Below are 20,029 nucleotides of genomic sequence, written 5' to 3' on the forward strand. Positions count from 1 at the left end.
TTAACAACATGAAAGTCTTTTCAAAAATAAACCTGATGGTCTCCTGTTGCATTGTCCTGCTGTCGGGCTGCAACATCGACCCGGAGCTTACAGACGTGTATAGCGAAGAGGTTGCCTGGTCGAGCGAAGCCAATCTGGAACTGTCACTCAATAAATTCTATCCGCTCATCGGGCAGACATATTATACGCCCCACGTGAACCAGGATGCATTTTCGGACATTCTGAAAATGAACACGCCATCGGCAAGTTCCAACCTGTTTACATTGGGCTCGTCGATGATCACGCCGGGCGAAAACCCGCTGGGCAACTGGGACTGGGGCTACACCTGGGTGCGTACCTGTAACGAGTTCCTCGATGGAATGCGGCAGCACGGCGGCAAATTCCCCGAGGAGCTTCGCATGCGTGCCGAGGCCGAAGTGCGTTTTTTCAGGGCGTATGTCAATTTCGAAATGGCCAAACGCTATGGAGCGAGCATCATCCTCTTCGATCAGCTGCCTGACGGCCCTTCCGGCGCCCGCAGCACGCCCGAGGAAGTGTGGGACTTCATCGCCAGCGACCTGGATTTCGGCGCTTTGCATTTGCCGGCTACCGTTCCCGCTACGCTCACAGGGAAGCTCACCAAAGGTGCAGCGCTGGGCCTGAAAGCACGGGCTATGCTGTACGCGCAACGCTGGAAAGCAGCCTCCGACGCCGTGGATGCACTGGATGCGCTGGGCTTGTACGACCTTCATCCGGATTATGACAAACTGTTCCAGATGCGCCGGGCGCTGCATCAGGAGAATAAGGAGAGCATTCTGGAATTTGGTTATTCGTCGCCCAATTTCGGCTATTCTTTCGATTACTTCTTTTGCCCGCCGGGGGATAAGGGCTATTCGCAGGTCAGCCCGACCGAAAACCTGGTTTCGGCTTATCAAATGGCCGATGGTACCGATTTCAGTTGGACTAACCCGGCACACGCAGCCAGACCTTACACGGGCCGGGAGCCGCGGTTTTATGCTTCGATCCTGTACCACGGTGCTTCGTGGAAGGGCCGCACGCTGGATACCCGCGAGGGCGGTGTGGATGGTTATGCGATCGGCGGCGGCACGACGAGCACGGGTTATTACATGCGCAAGTTTTTCGATGGTTCTGTCAAAACACAGGACCTGGGATTTCAGCCGGGCGAGCTGACTTTCTATTTCATGCGCTATGCCGAGGTACTGCTCATCAAAGCCGAGGCGATGGCCGAGCAGGGGAATATCGAACAGGCGTTGCAGGCATTGAACCGCGTCCGGAAGCGTGCTGGGTTCAGGCAGGATGTGACGGCAGGCAGCAAGGGCGATTTCATGCGCCTGCTGCGGCATGAGCGGATGGTCGAGCTTGCGTTTGAAGGCCACCGTTACTGGGACCTGCGCCGCTGGGACCTCGCCCGCACCGTTTTGAATGGCATCAATTGCACCGGTCGCGTGCCGGTGATCGTGGCGGATACCGTGGCCAGCTACCGCGAGGTGGATGCAGACAACGGCAAGAAGCGTGTGTATCAGGCAAAATACAACCGTTTTCCGATCCCGTCGGTGGAACTCCAGCGCAATGCGCAAATGGAGCAGTTCGACGAGTGGAAATAGTCCCAATTGCAACCGTCAAAGACTCTCGAAATGAAAAGAACATATATTTATCAGGCAGGATGCTGGCTATTGGCACTGCTGGGCCTGTTCGGATGCGAGCAGGTAGACTTGAACAAAGGCGTGACCTCGCGGCAGGGGCTGCTGAATTTCTCCGTTTCCATCCCGGGCCAAACCATCGAATATCCCGCGACGCAGGCAGGGCCGTACGCGGCGGGCGACACGATTTTCGTGCGGGTGCCTTCCACGGAAGAAGCACCACTCGACCTCGCACATCTGAAACCCTTCGCCAGTCTTGGGCATAATGCGGTTATGCACCCGGCATTGGGCAGCATTATGGATTTCAGCAAGCCTGTGCAGGTGGAGGTGACCGACGGCGGGGGTGTGGTGAGCAGGCATGTGATCAAAGTGGTGCCCACGTTACCCAAGACCGTTTTTTCAAAATCCTGGTTTAAAACCGCGGAAGCGATGGGGATCAAACGGACCAATATCTCAGGCCTTGCGATTGTGGGTGAACACTTGCTCGTGGCGGATTTCAACGGTGGTAATACCGGCGAAGACAATGGCGTGCGCGTGTTCAACAAAACGACCGGCGAGCTGGTCAAGTCCATCGCTCCGCCGACTACGTTCTGTATGCAGGTTGTCGCCGACGATGCCAATCATTTCGCGATCAACCGCTATAATGTGTACTCGGCGGGTTTTATGGTGTATTATTATGAAAACATCCATAGCGAGCCGAAGCTGTTGCTGAACTATACGGCAGCCATGGGTTGTCCTGTCAACCTCGGCCGGAAGGTGAGTGTGATCGGGAACCTGAAATCGGGTAAGGCGTACATTTATGCTACCACCAACGGCAACAACAGCATTTACTACTGGGAGTTGCAGGACGGCGTCCCGGCTTCCAACGAACCGACTGTGATCCGCTATGCAGCCGCCGAGGCGTGGACTTTCGCACACGTGCAGCGCAAGTCGCTCGATCCAACCTCCGGGCATTATTTTACCTATTGCAATTACAATGCGTCCGATCCTAACCTTACACAGGGAAGCCGGTTTGTGTCTTTTACCAATGACATGGAAGTCACGCCTTTTGCAAAGCAGAATCACTATTATAAGGTACTCGGTTTCGATGTGTTCAAACTCGATGGCAGCGAATACACCGCGATGCTTACGCAGGGTTACTACGCCTGGGATGCTACCCACGTGAAAGTGTTTGAAACAACCGATGCGGGCAAGTTCGGCCAGGTGCCGGGTGCGGCGGGTTATTCCGATTTCATGCTCTTTGAGTCCGAAGCCTATGGCGGTACCAACTACAACCGTTATGGCGACATTGTGGCCGATGTGCGTGGCAACGAAATCTATTTCTATGCGACCATGGCCACGAATGCAGCCAACACTTCGGGTATTATGGTTTACAAAATGAAGTATAACAAGCAATAAACAAATGTGCGTCAGGAGCGTCGCCAGGCTATTTTCAAGGCGATGCTCCTCGCCGCATTCCTATTCCCAACATGTCATCTTTTATTTTCAGGAACATACTTCGCTGCCGGGCAGCGATAGTGATGCTTGCTTTGCTTGCTGCGAAACCGGCGGCGGGGCAGCATTACGAAGCACCCCGCCTGTCGGACCCGAAATCGTGGTCGATAGTGATTGTGCCCGACCCGCAGGGTTATACCAAGTTCAAAAGAAACCAGCCTTTGCTGGATCTGATGACCAACTGGATCGAAGATAACCGTGCACGCCTGAACATCGGGCTGGTGCTTTGCACCGGCGACCTCGTGGAGCAAAACTACATTACGGAACTTCCCAAAGAGAATGGCGATCAGCTCAGCAGCTCGCAATGGCAATGCGTGAGCGGGGCATTCGGGCGGCTCGACGGGAAACTTCCCTATATACTCTGCACCGGTAACCACGATTACGGCACCAACGCGACCGAGAATCGCTACTCACAGTTCAACAGCTATTTCCCGCCGGACAGAAACCCGCTGAACCGGCGGATACTCGTCGAAATGGCACCCAATGCTTCCGGTGTCAGAACCCTGGAAAATGCCTGTTACGTGTTCAAACCGCCATTCGGACCACCGATGCTCGTATTCTCGCTCGAATATGCGCCGCGGAAGGCCGTGGTGGAATGGGCGAAAGCGCTGGCTGCAAGGCCCGAATACCAAAAACATACCGGTGTGGTGCTGACACACAGCTACATGCGTTCCGGAGTGCGCGATAACCAGCGGATTGTGAAGGAAGATTATCCGCCGGGTTTCAGTGATTACACGCTCGGCGAAACATTGTGGCAGCAGCTCGTAAAGCCGGCGGGCAATATCAGAATGGTCTTTTGCGGACATATCATCGATGTGGCGTCCCATGCGGGGCACGTGGGTTTTCGCACGGACCTGAATGCAGCGGGACAAAAAGTACACCAGATGCTATTCAATGCGCAAAACGAAGGCGGTAACTGGAAAGGCAACGGCGGCGACGGCTGGCTGCGCATCCTCGAATTTTTGCCCGATGGCAAAACCGTAAAGGTGAAAACCTTTTCGCCGCTGTTCGCGATGTCGCCTTCCACGCAGCACCTGGCCTGGCGTACCGAGCCGTTCGACCAGTTCGAGTTTTCGCTGTACTGACCCATTGTTCCAACGCATTTGCTAACAGATTATCATGACCTTTTCCCTACACCGATTATACCTAAACCTTTTCCTCCCGGCGCTGATGGCCGTGCTGCTCCATACAACTGCTTTTGCGCAGTCTGGCGGAGCAGCCGCGCAGCGCCTGAAAGTAATGACCTACAACATCCGTATTGCCAGTCCGCCTTCAAAAGGCTGGGGTTATACGGATTTGCCGGCGATAGCGGCGGTGATTAACCGGGAGCAGCCCGACCTGGTGGCATTGCAGGAGGTAGACGCATTTACAGACCGATCCGGTAAGCAATCGCACCAGGCCCGTGAGTTGGGTAAACTCACAGGAATGGAATATCATTTTGCCAAAGCTATCGACCGCAGCAATGGTGACTACGGCGTAGCGGTGCTGTCGCGCTATCCGATCGAGAAGGCCGAAAGTTTCCGGCTGAGTACTGTTTCTGGTCACCCGGAGGCCGAAACGCGGGCGGCGGCTGTCGTTACGGTTCGTACGCCGATGGGCCGGGTGGTTTTCATTTCGGCGCACCTGGATCATTTGAGCGATGCGGACCGGTCGCATCAGATAGGTCAATTGAATAACATTCTGCATCGCTACCGGAAGCGGCCGGTCATTCTGGGCGCGGATTTGAATGCGGTACCCAACAACCCGGTCATTTCGCAATTGAAGCTGGCGATGCCTTGCACCCGTTGCCCGCTTACTTTCCCCGCGGATCATCCCGACCGCACGCTCGATTACCTGATGCTCAACCAGCGCGCCGGGAAAGCATTTGAACGACACAACTATCACGCGGTAGCCGAACACTACGCTTCCGATCATTTTCCGCTGGTGATGGAGCTAACTATGAACCACTAATGTCAGGCAACTTCATGAAATACCTTATCAAAATAAATTTGACCCTGTTACTGCTGCTGACGGGCTGGCAGGCTCCGGCGCAGCGAAAAGGGCCCCTTTTCCGCATCAGCAAGGAAACTTTGCAGGATAAAATCAAAGGGGGATGGGCTGGTCAGACGATCGGCGTAACATTCGGCTGGCCAACGGAATTCGTTTATCAGGGCACTTTTATCCAGGATTATCAACCGATCCCATGGCATGCCGACTACGTTTCCGAAGCAATGCACACCTTCCCGGGTTTGTTCGACGACATTTACATGGACCTGACTTTCGTGGAGGTCATCGAACGGCTGGGTGTCCACGCGCCTGCGGCTTCATTCGCCCGTGCCTACGCGAGTGCGGGTTATGAGCTCTGGCATGCCAATCAGGCGGGACGGTACAATGTTCTGCAGGGAATCCCGGCGGCTCGATCGGGGCACTGGGAGCATAACCCGCACGCCGACGATATCGATTTCCAGATCGAGGCCGACTTTGCAGGGCTGATGAGCCCGGCCATGCCCGGCGCGGCATCTGCCCTGTGCGACCGGGTAGGGCATATTATGAATTACGGCGACGGCTGGTATGGCGGTGTTTTTGTGGCGAATATGTACGCCCAGGCATTTAAGAGCAACGACGTAAAAACCGTTGTCGGGCAGGCATTGCGGGCTGTTCCCGTGCAAAGCAAGTTTTATCAATGCATTGCCGACGTTATCCGCTGGCACCGGCGGTACCCGTCCGATTGGAAACGTACCTGGTTTGAGATCCAGCGGAAATGGAGTGCGGAGGCCGGTTGTCCCGACGGCGTATTTCATCCGCTCAATATCGATGCGAAGCTGAATGCCGCTTATGTGGTGCTGGGGCTGCTCTACGGAAATGGCGATTTTACCAAAACCATGGAAATATCGACACGGGCGGGGCAGGATTCGGACTGCAATCCGTCGACGGCGGGAGGAGTACTGGGGACAATGCTCGGGTATTCCAAGATCCCTGCTTACTGGCTGGACCCGCTCAAAAAGGCCGAGCGGCTGCCGTTCAGTCATACCACCCTGGCATTGCGGGATGTGTACGAGCTAGGGGTTAAGCATGCATTACAGCACGTTGCCGAAAACGGGGGGCGCATTTCAGGCAATATAATAGAAATCCCTCAGGAGCCGGTGAGCCCCGTGCGGTTTGAAGAGAGTTTTCCGGGGCATTTTCCGGCGGGGAAAGTGCAGGTCAATAGCACCCGCAGCGACTCAGTTTCCTTTCGATTTGATGGTAAGGGCTTCGTGTTGAGGGGATTTGTCCAAAAGCTGTCCCGTAGTGCTTCCGACAAGCCTGTCCGCGTGGCACTATACATCGACGATCAGTTTCTGGAAGAGTTTGACCTGCCATTGATCGCAGCGCACCGGCGCACCGAGCTTTGTTGGAAATATAGCCTCGCACCGGGAGCACACAGGGTTACACTGAAAGCGGTGGCACCCAATCCGGACTATGAGATCGTGGCCCGGGAAGCAGTTGTTTATCAATAACTAATTTTTCGTGAAAAAAGTAAGATCCTCCATAGCGCTCTTCCTGGGCTGCCTGCTTTGTGCCGGCGCTACTACGAAGCAGCCCACGCAATTGTTTGCCGATTTGCCTGACAGGCTACCGATTTCGATCAGCGTACCGCAAAATGAGCCGGATTCAAGCCGATTTACCTATTCCACGCTCGTATCCGGACTGGACGAGCCGATGCAAATGGCTATTTTGCCTAACTATGACCTGGTGGTCGCCGAGCGAAAAGGTGCCGTCCGGTATTTCGACAATGCAACCAAAGAGCTTTCGACTATCGCACAACTCAATGTGTTCAGTGGCATCGAGGACGGTTTGCTGGGAGTAGCCGCAGACCCGGATTTTAAGACAAATCATTGGGTTTACCTCTATTACGGAGTCGGAGGCGAAAAAAGTGTCAGTCAGCTGACGCGTTTTGAGCTGAAAGGCAGGAAACTGGTGCAGGAATCTGCCAGAGTACTGCTGGAAGTGCCGACGCAGCGTAAATACTGCTGCCACTCCGCGGGTTACATCACCTTCGCGAACGGGCTGCTTTATCTTTCCATCGGCGACAATACCAATGCAGAGGAGATCGAAGGGCATACGCCCATAGACGAACGTCCCGGACGTGAGCTTTCCGACGACCAGGCATCCACGGCAAACAGCAATGATCTCCGGGGCAAGATTTTACGGATCAAGCCCGAGCCGGACGGTACTTACAGCATTCCGGATGGCAATCTCTTTCCCAAAGATGGTTCGCAGGGGAGGCCGGAAATCTACGTCATGGGGGTGAGGAATCCATTTCGCATCTCTGTCGACCCTAAAACGGACTTTCTCTACTGGGGCGATGTGGGACCCGATACCGAGGTGCCGGGAAGCGAGGGTAAAATGAGTTATGACGAGATCAACCAGGCCCGCAAGCCCGGTTTTTTCGGGTATCCCTATTTTCTGGCAGATAACCAGGTATTTCCCGACTACGATTTTGCGACCAAGAAAGAAGGTCCGGGTAAGGATCCGCTCCGGCCGGTCAACGACTCGCCGCATAATACGGGCATCCGTGAGTTGCCTCCGGCACAACCGGCTTTTATCTGGTATGGGAAAGGCCCTTCAAAAAAATACCCGTTAGTGGGCAAAGGCGGCGCCAGCGCCATGGCAGGCCCGGTATATCACAGCGACCGATACCCTAATGCTCCCTATAAACTGCCCGGGTATTACGATGGTAAGCTTTTCATTTTTGAATGGATACGGAAGTGGATAATGGCGGTCACCATCGATAAGGACGGGAATTACTCAGGTATGGAACCTTTCCTGCCGCAGCTGAAAGTGGTGGCGCCTATCGACATGCAGATTGCGCCCGACGGCGCCATTTACCTGCTCGCCTACGGTACCAACTGGTTTGCCCGCAACACCGATTCCGGCATTATCCGCGTGGAATACGCAGAGGGCAACCGGAATCCCGTGGCCATACTGAATGCAGGCAACACGACGGGTGGGGCTCCATTTACGGCCACGCTTTCTGCCAAAGGTTCGAAAGATTATGACGCCGGAGACAAGCTTACTTACGAGTGGAAAATCGGCGCCCGAAAATTCACCGGCGAAACTTTGAAACACACATTCACAAAACCGGGCGTGTATAATGTGGTGCTCACCGTCACGGACCAGCATGGGGGCAGGGGTACAGCCACGACCGAATTTAAAATTGGGAATACCCCGCCGGTTGTGCAGATTAAAACCGGCGCTAACCGCAGCTTCTACTGGGACAATGCTGCGTTCGACTACGAAATCAATGCTACCGACCGGGAGGACGGGAAGATCGCGCCTTCGAAAATCCATGCCTCGTTCAACTACATCGCATTCGGGAAGGACCTGGCAGGGGCATTGTCGGGAGGGGAGGAAAACATCCGCTACGCTGCGACAGCCAAACTGTACGCATCGCTGGATTGCAGCGCATGCCATACGATGAATGCGAAATCGATTGGACCGCCGTTACGGGAGGTTGCAAAACGATACGACGGGAAACCGGGTGCTGCCGATATGCTGGCCCGGAAGATCATCAGCGGCGGAAGCGGGCAATGGGGGTCATATCCGATGCCGCCTCACCCTGATTTGCCCGAAAAGAGTGCCAGGGAGTTGGCCGGGTACATTCTGTCATTGGGAAAGCCGGCATCACAGCTGCCATTAAAATCCACGCTGAAACTCACGGAACATATCGGCCAGGGCAGCGAGGGTGCATATGTATTGCAAGCCATGTATACCGATAAAGGTGCGAACGGAATAGCGCCGATTAAAAGCGAAAGCCGCATTGTAATGCGCAACCCGTTGGTTCAGATGGAGGATTACCAGGAAGGGAATGTAGGCGTCGTGATCGCGACGCAGCAAACGGGCTTTGTGTCTTACATTGCCAATATCACCGATGGGAAATATACCCGCTTCAATGGGATCGATTTGACACATATCCAAAACATCCGCCTGCGCATTCAGGAGCATGGTGCCGGTGGAACGGTGGAGCTCAGGCTGGATAGCCGGGACGGGCCGCTGGCCGGTAAGGTGCAAATTCCCGGAGGCAAACTTGCTGACCTTAAAGAAGGCTGGAAGGAGATCTCGTTACCCGTGGAGCGCGGAGCCGGAATGCATGATATTTACCTGGTTTTTAAAAATGAGCAAGCCGCGGGGCCGCTCTTTCACATCGATTGGATGTATTTTTCAGAAAATTCTAAACCTTAATCAAATATGAACCGCAGAAGTTTCATTTACAGTTCGGTCCTGTCGTCGACCGGCCTGGTGGTGGCCGCCCGTGACTTGTCGTTTAGCCGTGAAGTTGAAAATGGCAAAAGGGTAGGAATAATCGGGCTGGATACCAGCCATAGCGAGGTTTTCACGAGGATGATCAACAGCGGTTCCCCGGATATGAATGGGTACCGGGTAATTGCGGCTTACGAGCTGGGCAGCAAAGATATTGCGTCCGCATTAAACCTTCGTCCGGGCGTAACCGCGAAGGTCAGGGAAATGGGAGTCGAAATCGTCGATTCCATTGAGGCGCTGCTGGGCAAAGTGGATGTAGTGCTGCTCGAATCCAACGATGGTAGGCCGCACCTGGAACAGGCGCTGCCGGTTTTCAAAGCTGGGAAGCGTATTTTCATCGATAAGCCGGTGGCTGCGTCCCTGGACGGCGCCAAAGCGATTTTCAAGGCTGCCGCGCAGCACAACACACCGGTATTTACCTCATCTGCTTTGCGTTTTGACGCCAACGTCCGGCAAGTCGTAGGGGGCAGCATCGGTAATGTCACGGGTGCGGATGTTTATACGCCTGCCGAAATGGAGCCACATCACAGCGACCTGGCCTGGTATGCCATTCACGGCGTCGAAATGCTGTTTACCGTGATGGGGCCGGGTTGTAAAAGCGTTTCGCGCACCTACCGCGATGGCACGGACCTGACGGTGGGTGTTTGGAGCGATGGCCGCATCGGAACCGTACGTGGCATCCGGACAGGCGCTTCGAATATCGCCGGAACGGCTTTCGGAACAAAGGGCATTGCACCTTTGGGCCCTTTTTCCGGTTACGAGCCGCTGGTAAAACAGATTGTCACGTTTTTCGAGACCGGCAAGGTCCCCGTAAGCCCGGCCGAGACGCTGGAAATTTTCAGTTTTATTGAAGCTGCGGATTTGAGCCGCAAAAAGGGCGGAAAAACGATTCAGCTGCCTATGAATGGATAGACCTGAACGAGGTGTTAAAATCAGGATAGCAATTATTTGATCGGTACCTGAGCGCCGGCTTGGAGCTCAGTAATGGTTCGTCCGCAGTAACACCGTCTTGAAGGAACGGTACGGAATGGCTACTCCATCGTGCAGGGGTAGCCATTCTTTTGTTTGGTTTTTGATATTTTGCGGAAAATTTCTGCTTTAATTTTTGTAATTTTCCAAATAATATATTGTTGAGTGGTTACTTATTGATTATTAGTTCTGTTTGATAATTGGGCGAGGCATATTTGAATAGCGACAAACACCTGGTACTCTCTGCCGCACAGGGCAGTCAGGCTGCTTTTGTTGCACTTTTTCATCGCTACAAAAGCAAACTTTATGGCTACACCCTCCGCCTGACCGGTTCGGAAATGCTGGCGGAGGACATTGTGCAGGATGTTTTCACGAAACTCTGGGCAGATCATGCCTCGCTGGGCTCGGTCGATAATTTCTCCGGATACCTTTTTCGCATGTCCCGGAACCATGTACTCAACCACTTTAAGCGCATGGCACACGAGACGGCCATCGTAGCGGAGATGTTTCGGGAGGGTGAGCCAGGTAACAACAATGCGCAGGATATGCTGGCTGTGAGGGAGGTGGAAGAAGTTTTGCAGTCGGTGGTGGATACGTTGCCGCCCCAACAACGCGCCGTATACCGCCTTAGCCGGGAAGAGGGGAAAACCCATGAAGAAATCGCTGATCTTCTCAAAATATCTCCCAATACGGTTAAAAACCACATTGTGCAGGCGATGGCTACCATTCGTACGCAGCTTCGCCGTCATGCCGATTCGCTGCTTGTGGCGGCCATGCTGATCTCTCTGAAAAAATAATTCAAAAAATTTTTCGTCCGACTAGTCCCTGGCCTTTTGCCGGTTGTCTTTCATTTGGCAACCGGAAAGAATCGCTTGCTATTGAGCTAAAAATATAGGGAATAGCCAAATTTAAATGATGGTGATTGCTGGAATGGAGATATTTTATGCCTGACGAACGGATCGAAATTTTAATAGGAAAACTGATCGGCGGAACGCTGAATGCGACGGAGAGACGCGAGCTGGCCGAATGGGTACAGCTCAATCCCGACGACGCACGTTTCCCGCAGGCGCTGGAACGTGCGTGGGAGCGGTTCGAGCCGGAGCAACCGATGCCCGAAGTCATTTCCGACCGTATTCTGGGCAACATCTTTCCGGCAACGGTTTCCGAAGACGAGCCCGAAGAAAGTGGAGGTATTGCCTGGCTTTGGCCGAAGCTTGTCGCGGCAGCGTTGGTGATTGGGTTGGGCGTGTATTGGTGGGCGAGCTATCGCGGCAGTCGCGATGTGGCGCAGCAGGAGAGAGCTGTAAAAGTGCAGTTGGCCGACATCCCACCAGGTGGTAACAAGGCCATACTTACCCTTGGCGACGGATCAAGCATTACCCTCGATAGTGCCGGTAACGGCGTGCTTGCAAGCCAGGGCGGCACGAGCGTGACCCAGTCGGGCAAAGGGCAGCTCGTTTACAAATCGGGTGGGAAAGACGAAATCGTTCCGGTTTTTAATACGGTCTCGACACCCAAAGGCGGCCAGTTTCACATTGTACTGCCCGACGGGACGGGCGTCTGGCTCAATGCGGCTTCAAGCCTTCGCTTCCCAACGGCATTCACCGGCAAGCAGCGCAGCGTGGAGATTACCGGCGAGGTGTACTTCGAAGTGGCGCACAATCGGCAGATGCCTTTTGTCGTGAAGAACGGGCCGACGGAGATTACCGTGCTCGGAACGCATTTCAATGTAATGGCCTACGACGACGAGAAGATCATGCGGACGACGTTGCTCGAAGGAGCGGTGAAAGTGACCCGGGGCGGGAGGCAGGCATTGCTTGCGCCCGGGCAACAGGCGCGGATCAGCCCGGCGACGGGTAGTTTGCGTGTGGTCGATGACGTGGATACCGGAAAAGAGCTTTCCTGGAAAAATGGCTATTTCCAGTTTGAAGACGAGAGCCTGGAAAGCATTATGCGGCAGGTTTCGCGCTGGTATGATGTGGAGGTTAGGTATGAGGGCAATAGCAAGGGGGAGAACTTCACCGGACGGCTTACCCGTAACTCCAATGTATCGAGTGTCCTGAAAATCCTTTCCCTAAGCGGCGTGAAATTCAGGATTGAAGATAAGACCATTATTGTAACACCATAACCCCCCTCTCTGCCTATGACCGAATAGCGACTCTCTCACCGGCCTCTGGTAAAAAAGAACGGGAACGTTGCAACCGCTCCCGATCCGGCAAGAGCCCGGCACTTGTAAACAATTGTCCAACTGTTTAGTACCAACTCTCAAGACAAAAGTATGAACCACAACTCTTTTATCCAAAAGGGGATAGGGCCTTCATATGCCCATGAAGAACCTCCCTGCTCTCCCTTTATCAGGGCCATCCGGATTATGAAACTGATCTTTATGATATCGCTCGCATTCTGTATGCAGGTAAGCGCCAGCAGCTTTTCGCAGAAGATCACCATCCTGGCGAAGAATGCGCCGCTGGAAAAGGTATTAAAGGAAATTGAAAAGCAAAGCGGCTATTCATTCTGGTACAAAACGGAGCTTATCCGGAAATCCGACCGTGTGACGGTGTCGCTCCGTGAGCGTTCGCTCGAAGATGTGCTGGCCCAATGCCTGGCGAACCAGCCGCTGGAATATTCCATCGTGGACAAAACGGTGGTTTTGCAGCCCAAAAAGCAGTTGAAGATAGCCCCCCCGGCCCCCAAAGCCGTGCAGCTGATCAAGGGACAGGTAATGGGCTCGGACGGAAAGCCGCTCGTAGGTGTGACCGTCGTTGTGAAGGCCAGCAAGCTCGGGACCGTGACGGATGTCGACGGGAATTTTTCGATCGATGTAACGGATACAGACGTACTTGTTTTTTCCTACATCGGGTTTGACTCAAGAGAGGTCCTGGTCGGCAAACAAACCAACATTTCGGTTTCATTAACGGAAAGTAACACGACATTGAATGAGGTGGCAGTCGTTGGATACGGCCAGCAGTCGCGGAAAAATCTGACGAGTGCGGTTAGTACGGTCAAAAGAGAGGAGCTCAATACCGGCGCGATTACCGATGTGGGACAGTTACTTCAAGGGAAAGTGCCTGGACTGAACATCACAGCCAGCGGGGATCCTAACAAGCCGGCGGCGGTGGTGATGCGGGGTGCGTCCACGATCAACAGCGCGCAGGGGCCGTTTTACGTGATCGACGGTGTGCCGGGGGCCGATATCGCCACTATTGCGCCGGATGATATCGCTTCCATCGATGTGTTGAAAGACGCTGCTGCAACGGCCATTTACGGGAACCGTGCCGCCAATGGTGTCATTATGGTCACCACCAAAAAAGGAAAAGCAGGGACGATGCAGATTTCCTACAACGGTTATGTGGGTATCGAGAAGGTTTCGAACAAGCTGGATATGATGACCGCGAACCAGCTGAGAGCTTTTCTGGAAAAAAACGGCATCGGCTTCACGCCGGCGGATGACAAGGGGGCCGATACAGACTGGCAGTCGTCTATCCAGAAAAAGACGGCGGTGTCCACCAATCATAACCTGTCTTTCAATGGCGGCGGCGAGCACACAACTTACGCCGCAAGTTTGAACTACGTGAAGAAAGACGGCATCCTGTTGAACAGTGATCTGACCCGCGTAATCGGCCGCCTTTCGATTGAGCAGCGTGCCTTGAAGGACAAATTGAAATTCGGCTTCTCGGTAACGAACTCCCATAGCAATGCCAACGATATTCCATACCGGAACACCGTGTTGCTGCAATCGACTTCTTACCTGCCTGTTTCACCGATCAGAAAAGAGGACGGTTCCTATTTTGAAAATTTTCAGAATACCAACTACTACAATCCGGTGGCGATGATCAATAACAGTGAGATGAATACGAAATCGAACAATCTCATCGGAAGTTTTAAAACGCAGGTGGAACTGCCTTTCGGATTGACTTATAACCTGGATATTTCTTACCTGAACACCAATTCTTTGCAGGGCACGTACTACAACAAATATTTTACGAATAATTACAACAACATGTACGACAATCCCGATCCGGGCTTGGGTTTCCATGCGGTTCAATCATTCGGGAAGAACGGGCAGGCAAACAGAAGTTCGTACCAGAGTACCAGTAAAATCCTGGAAACTTACCTGACCTGGAACAAGGAGTTCGGCGATCATTCCCTCAACGCGGTAGTGGGTTACTCGTGGCAGAATAACAAGACAGGGCAAGGCTTTCAGGTGACCACCAGCAATTTCCCGGTCGATAACATTACCTACAATAACCTCGCTTTGAGCAATCCGTACGGGACGGCAGGCTACCAGATCGGCTTTGGTCCGGATGGGGTTTATCAGGAAACACAGCTGATTTCCGATTTCGCGAGATTTAACTATAACTACAAAAGCAAGTATCTGCTGCAAGGGTCGGTCAGAAGAGACGGCAGCTCGGTATTTGGTGCCAATAATCAATGGGGCTACTTCCCATCGGTAGGCGCCGCGTGGAGAGTAAGCCAGGAAAGTTTCATGGAGCACCAGCATGTATTCAGCGACCTGAAACTGAGGGCCAGCTATGGCGTTACTGGTAATGCAACCGGATTCAATGCCTACACGGCACAATTTATCTCCGGAGCGTTGGGTACCTATTATTACAATGGCTCACTCACAGGTGCTTATGGCCCTACGAAATCTGAAAACGCCGACCTGAAATGGGAGAAAACGGCTACGACCAACGTCGGTCTCGACTTTGCTGTGCTGGGAAACCGTGTGAACGGCTCGCTGGAAGTATATGAGAAGAATACCACGGGCATGATCTATTCCTACACGGTGGACCCGATCCTGGTGCCATCCGGAAGTATTGTAGCGAATGGCGGAAGCGTGAACAATAAGGGCGTTGAGTTTAACCTTAGTGCAAAAGTGGTGGATCGGGCCAATTTCAGCTGGACGAGCGGAATCAATCTTGCGCACAACAAAAACGTCATCACCAGCCTTACCAATCCTCTGTTTGCGGGCGGCGACTCCGTATTGTTGTCGCGTCCTGAGGGCGGCGGTCAGTCGGGAAGATCACTCCAGATCCTGAAAGCGGGCCGCCCATTGGGACAATTCTTTTCCTTCCAGTATGCCGGAAAAAATGAAGCGGGGGTTTCGCAATTCGTGGCAGCGGACGGCAGCCTGACGACCACGCCGGTGGTTGGAAAAGACTATCACTACCTGGGCAGCTCACAACCCAAGCTGATGATGGGCTGGACGAACAGCGTGAGGTATAAAAACTTTGATCTGAACGTGTTCGTAAGAGGTGTCTTCGGAAACAAAATCTTCAATGCGACCCGCGCCGACCTGTTCAGGCCAAGTACTGCGCAGTATGCCAATATTCTTGCGGAAGTGGCCAACGAACCGGTGAGTGATTTCAATGCCTACGTTTACTCGTCGCGTTTCATGGAAAGCGGAAGTTTTGTGAGGCTCGACAATGCTACGCTGGGCTACAACTTCAAGAAGCTGGGGCCATTTGTCAAAAATCTGAGGGTTTATACTTCGGTCAACAATTTGTTTGTCATCACCAAATACACGGGTGTTGATCCGGAGGTGAACCAGGGCGGGATTGCGCCGGGTGTTGACTACAACAACTTCTATCCGAAGACCCGTACGTTTCTATTCGGTCTGAACATATCCATCTAACATCGAAGGAGAATCATGAAGAATTCATATATAAAACTATTTTTCTCAACGCTGGCGGCAACCGCGCTGTTTGCCTGCCACGACTTGGACGTGCCGGTCACGACCGCACTGACGACCGACGTATTCCCGAGTACGGATGAACAATTCATTTCCGCAGCCGGGCCTGTTTATGTGGCATTGAGAGGCAATTTCGGAGCGGAAGCCTATCAGATCGCGGCATATAGCACGGATGAGGGCATTATGCCTGCCCGGGGAGGTAACTGGTACGACGGCGGTCAAAACCAGACACTGCACCTGCACACCTGGACGGTGGACAATGGTTATGTAAACGGCCACTGGACGTGGTTATCGACCATTATCGGCGTCGCCAACCAGACGCTCTCCATTCTGGAACAGAAAATGCCGGACGGCGCAGCGAAGCAAACGAGCCTTGCGGAGATTAAGATGGTACGTGCATTGGCCTATTTCATGATGATGGATAGTTTTGGAAATGTGCCAATCTATACGACTTACGGTGATTTCGCACCCAAAACCAACTCGCCGAGGGCAGAAGTTTTCAGTTTTATTGAAAAGGAAATCCTCGAAGCAATCCCGAATCTGAGCGAAGTATCGGGCATGACTACCTACGGAAGGCCCAACAAATGGACTGCCTATGCCTTGCTGGCGAAAATGTACCTGAACGCCGAGTATTACACCGGTACAAACCGGTATAACGACTGCATCGCCGCCTGCGACAAGGTGATCGGTTCAGGATTGTATGCATTGGAGCCCAGAAGCAGCTATCTGAATATGTTTTATCCGACGAACGGGCCGCAGATGAAGGAGTTTATTTTCGCGATTCCCTACGATCCGGCGCAAACCAATACCTTCCCATTCAGAAGCGTAAACATTCGCGCGCGGTACGACATTCCGAGAAGCATGGTCAAGAAGTTCAGTCTGCCTTACACGCCTGCCGGAAGTGCTAGTACATTGCCGGAGTTTTATGCCAATTTCAATGATGAGGGGGATATCAGAAACAAACAATGGCTGACCGGATTGCAGTATATGAACGACGGCGTCACGCCGCTCACCGTTACCACTACGAACATCGGGTACGACCAGTTTTACAAAGGGGACAATCCGTCGGGCCCGTACACTTACCAGGTGAAACTGACGCCCGAGGTGGTACTTCGCCAGGATGTGGGATCTTTTGACGCGGGTAACGACGAAATTGCCTGGCACATGGGATACCGCAACATGAAGTTTTACCCCGATGCAAGTTCGCTCAACCGGAACCAAAACAATGATATCCCCGTGTTCAGATATTCGGATATTGTTCTGATGAAGGCCGAGGCGATACTGCGCGGCGGAAGTCCGACGCTCGGCCATACGGCACTTTCGCTGGTGAATGAGTTGCGGGCGCAGCGGACCACGTCGCCGGCTTTGACGAGTGTTAATCTTGAATTTATCTACGCGGAAAGAGCGCGTGAGTTTGCCTCGGAGGGCTGGCACCGGAATGACATGATCCGTTTTGGGAAGTTTGAGGGCAAATGGGGCTACAAAACCAATTCGGATATCACTCGCCGCATCTTCCCGATACCAAGGGTGGCGCTGCAACTCAATCCTGCTCTGGTCCAGAATCCGGGCTATTGATTTATAACATTCTCCGTATCCGCATTTCGGCTGCGGAGAATGTCTTTATTCACATCGTTCCGGTCACAGCATTCAGCTGGTGACAGGCCAATCATTCCGTATTTTAAAATGAATCATTTCCACAATGGTGGTTCTTCTCCCCGATGGCTGAGAAGAGTCAACCGGTTTTGTCTTATTTTTTTGATGAGTGTCCTCGCGAAGATTTCTGTCGCGCAGACAGTTGTTAGCTCATCAAACTCCTTGATAAAGAGAGTAATCCCAACGCACGCTTCTCATTTTCAGGTAGAAGAGCTGCATTCGAAGTCGGGCAAAGATGAATTTGAAATCGAAAGCAAAGCGGGTAAAATCATCCTCCGCGGAACGAGCGGCGTGGCGGTGGCTTCCGCCTTGTACCATTACCTTACCGAGTATGCGCATTGCCAGATTACCTGGAACGGCACGAACCTGATGCTACCCGCGAAACTGCCCGTTGTTCCGGCCAAAGTGCAGAGGCAGACCGTATATCCGTACCGTTATAACCTCAACTATTGCACATTCAATTACAGTATGAGCTGGTGGGATTGGGACCGTTGGCAGAAGGAGATCGACTGGATGGCTCTGCACGGCATCAACATGCCGCTGGCGATCACCGGCGAGGAATATGTCTGGCTGCAAGTTTATCAGGACATGGGTTTCTCGGCAGACGATCTCAAAGATTTTTTCAGCGGTCCGGCCTATTTCGGCTGGTTCTGGATGGGTAACCTCGACGGCTGGGGCGGGCCGCTGCCGCTGAGCTGGATGGAGAGCCATAAAACATTGCAGCAACAGATCCTGCGCCGCCAGCGGGAGCTGGGCATGAAACCGGTGCTGCCCGCATTCACCGGTCACGTGCCGGCGGCATTCCGTAAAAAATACCCGAATGCGCAGCTGAAAGCGACCAACTGGACTAATGGCTTCGGTGATACTTACATCCTGGATTCGCAAGACCCGCTGTTTGCAGACATCGGAAGGCGTTTTTTGGACAAACAGAAGGAACTCTATGGCACCGACCATCTCTACTCCGCCGACACATTCAATGAAAACGAGCCACCGACAGATGATCCGGCCTATCTTTCCAAACTCAGCGAACGCATTTACGAAGGCATGCACCAGGCTGATCCTGACGCCGTTTGGGTAATGCAAGGCTGGCTTTTTTACAGTGACCGGAAGTTCTGGAAAGCGCCGCAGATCGAAGCATTGCTCAAAGCGGTACCCGATGATAAAATGATTTTGCTTGACCTGGCTGCGGAAATCGAACCTGTCTGGAAGCGAACCCGCGCATTTTACGGAAAGCCCTGGATATGGAATATGCTCAACAACTTCGGTGGTAATGTAAACTTGTTCGGCAGGATGGATGGCGTGGCCCAGGGGCCGGCAGCTGCGTGGAACGACCCCGCGAAAAAACGGATGGAGGGCATTGGCCTAACGATGGAGGCCATTGAGCAGAACCCGGTGATTTATGAATTAATGATGGACCATACCTGGCGCACAACGCCCATTGACCTCGATGACTGGCTGCCGAAATACGCAAGGAACCGTTACGGGAAGGATGATTTGCAATTGGTTAAAGCATGGCAAATCCTGCGGAGGACGGTTTACAACGGCAAAGAGATTCGCGACGGCGCCGAGTCTATTATTACGGGACGGCCTACGCTCGATTCGACTACCGTGTGGACCCGGACAAAACTGAACTATCCGCCCGCAGACTTAATGCCCGCTTGGGATCTCTTTATGCTGTCGGCGTCGAAGGGGCCGCATACAGACGGTTTCCTGTACGACTTGACAGACATTTCCCGGCAAGTACTGGCCAATTATGCATTGGTAGTTCAGAAGCAATGGGTGCAGGCATTTCGCAATGGCGACCGGGTCGCATTCCAAAAGCGCAGCCGTGAATTTCTGGAACTGATCTCCGATATGGACATGCTGCTGGCAACCCGAAAGGACTTTTTGCTGGGCCCGTGGATCGCCTCCGCGCGCAAATGGGGGAGTAGTCCTGCCGAGAAAGCGCTTTATGAACAAAACGCCCGCGACCTGATCACGCTCTGGGGCGACGCGGACAGTCCGCTGCATGAGTATTCCAATCGCCAGTGGAGTGGTTTGTTGAATGATTTTTACAAGGTACGCTGGGAGAAGTTCTTTTTCATGCTCGAAAGCGCCCTGCAAGCCGGCAGCACGCCCGACTGGCAGGCGTTCGAAAAGTCGATCGTGCAATGGGAATGGCAATGGGTAACTGCGCACAAGGATTTTCCGGTAGAGCCGAAAGGAAGCACCATTCAGATTTCCTGGAAATTGTATGAGAAATACGGGCACCTCATCCGGGAGTCTTATCGCATGGGATTTGCTGGTTTTTGACGATCAT

Annotated in this window: 12 protein-coding genes; all 12 read left to right on the forward strand. The window is 53.2% G+C overall.

Going from position 1 to position 20,029, the window contains the following annotated elements; translation table 11 throughout:
- Positions 1–8: 8 nt before the first annotated feature.
- The 12 genes from CLV60_RS06325 to CLV60_RS06380 all read left to right on the forward strand — a co-directional run bounded on the left by CLV60_RS06325 (position 9) and on the right by CLV60_RS06380 (position 20,022).
- Positions 9–1,604 (forward strand): RagB/SusD family nutrient uptake outer membrane protein, encoded by a 1,596-nt coding sequence (locus CLV60_RS06325; protein ID WP_106594546.1) that lies wholly within the window; start codon positions 9–11, stop codon positions 1,602–1,604.
- Between the two features lie 30 nt (positions 1,605–1,634).
- The gene (locus CLV60_RS06330; protein ID WP_106594547.1) at positions 1,635–3,038 is read left to right on the forward strand and encodes a DUF5018 family protein; all 1,404 of its coding nucleotides are present in this window, start codon (positions 1,635–1,637) and stop codon (positions 3,036–3,038) included.
- 71 nt (positions 3,039–3,109) lie between these two features.
- Positions 3,110–4,219: a metallophosphoesterase gene (locus CLV60_RS06335; RefSeq protein WP_106594548.1), complete on the forward strand. Its 1,110-nt coding sequence runs from the start codon at positions 3,110–3,112 to the stop codon at positions 4,217–4,219.
- A 34-nt stretch (positions 4,220–4,253) separates the two neighbouring features.
- A complete protein-coding gene (locus CLV60_RS06340; protein WP_106594549.1) occupies positions 4,254–5,084 on the forward strand; it encodes an endonuclease/exonuclease/phosphatase family protein in 831 nt (276 codons plus the stop codon).
- 14 nt (positions 5,085–5,098) lie between these two features.
- Positions 5,099–6,613 (forward strand): ADP-ribosylglycohydrolase family protein, encoded by a 1,515-nt coding sequence (locus CLV60_RS06345; RefSeq protein ID WP_106594934.1) that lies wholly within the window; start codon positions 5,099–5,101, stop codon positions 6,611–6,613.
- Between the two features lie 10 nt (positions 6,614–6,623).
- Positions 6,624–9,338, forward strand: a complete 2,715-nt coding sequence (locus tag CLV60_RS06350) for a PQQ-dependent sugar dehydrogenase (RefSeq protein WP_106594550.1) — start codon at positions 6,624–6,626, stop codon at positions 9,336–9,338.
- A 6-nt stretch (positions 9,339–9,344) separates the two neighbouring features.
- A complete protein-coding gene (locus CLV60_RS06355) occupies positions 9,345–10,328 on the forward strand; it encodes a Gfo/Idh/MocA family protein (protein ID WP_106594551.1) in 984 nt (327 codons plus the stop codon).
- 272 nt (positions 10,329–10,600) lie between these two features.
- A complete protein-coding gene (locus CLV60_RS06360; RefSeq protein ID WP_170118721.1) occupies positions 10,601–11,182 on the forward strand; it encodes an RNA polymerase sigma factor in 582 nt (193 codons plus the stop codon).
- A gap of 146 nt (positions 11,183–11,328) precedes the next feature.
- Positions 11,329–12,513, forward strand: a complete 1,185-nt coding sequence (locus CLV60_RS06365) for a FecR family protein (protein ID WP_106594553.1) — start codon at positions 11,329–11,331, stop codon at positions 12,511–12,513.
- A gap of 243 nt (positions 12,514–12,756) precedes the next feature.
- On the forward strand, positions 12,757–16,020 hold the full coding sequence (locus CLV60_RS06370; protein ID WP_106594935.1) for a TonB-dependent receptor: 3,264 nt from the start codon (positions 12,757–12,759) through the stop codon (positions 16,018–16,020).
- Between the two features lie 15 nt (positions 16,021–16,035).
- A complete protein-coding gene (locus CLV60_RS06375; RefSeq protein ID WP_106594554.1) occupies positions 16,036–17,652 on the forward strand; it encodes a RagB/SusD family nutrient uptake outer membrane protein in 1,617 nt (538 codons plus the stop codon).
- Between the two features lie 240 nt (positions 17,653–17,892).
- Positions 17,893–20,022, forward strand: a complete 2,130-nt coding sequence (locus CLV60_RS06380; protein WP_229210839.1) for an alpha-N-acetylglucosaminidase — start codon at positions 17,893–17,895, stop codon at positions 20,020–20,022.
- Positions 20,023–20,029: the final 7 nt, after the last annotated feature.

The organism is Dyadobacter jiangsuensis (assembly GCF_003014695.1).
Taxonomy (GTDB): domain Bacteria; phylum Bacteroidota; class Bacteroidia; order Cytophagales; family Spirosomataceae; genus Dyadobacter; species Dyadobacter jiangsuensis.

Bases quoted from the DNA above. Each gene is read 5' to 3' on its own strand.
- CLV60_RS06370 (WP_106594935.1), top strand. From the start codon at position 12,757: ATGAAACTGATCTTTATGATATCGCTCGCATTCTGTATGCAGGTAAGC.
- CLV60_RS06345 (WP_106594934.1), top strand. From the start codon at position 5,099: ATGAAATACCTTATCAAAATAAATTTGACCCTGTTACTGCTGCTGACG.
- CLV60_RS06325 (WP_106594546.1), top strand. From the start codon at position 9: ATGAAAGTCTTTTCAAAAATAAACCTGATGGTCTCCTGTTGCATTGTC.
- CLV60_RS06365 (WP_106594553.1), top strand. From the start codon at position 11,329: ATGCCTGACGAACGGATCGAAATTTTAATAGGAAAACTGATCGGCGGA.
- CLV60_RS06340 (WP_106594549.1), top strand. From the start codon at position 4,254: ATGACCTTTTCCCTACACCGATTATACCTAAACCTTTTCCTCCCGGCG.
- CLV60_RS06355 (WP_106594551.1), top strand. From the start codon at position 9,345: ATGAACCGCAGAAGTTTCATTTACAGTTCGGTCCTGTCGTCGACCGGC.
- CLV60_RS06375 (WP_106594554.1), top strand. From the start codon at position 16,036: ATGAAGAATTCATATATAAAACTATTTTTCTCAACGCTGGCGGCAACC.
- CLV60_RS06330 (WP_106594547.1), top strand. From the start codon at position 1,635: ATGAAAAGAACATATATTTATCAGGCAGGATGCTGGCTATTGGCACTG.
- CLV60_RS06335 (WP_106594548.1), top strand. From the start codon at position 3,110: ATGTCATCTTTTATTTTCAGGAACATACTTCGCTGCCGGGCAGCGATA.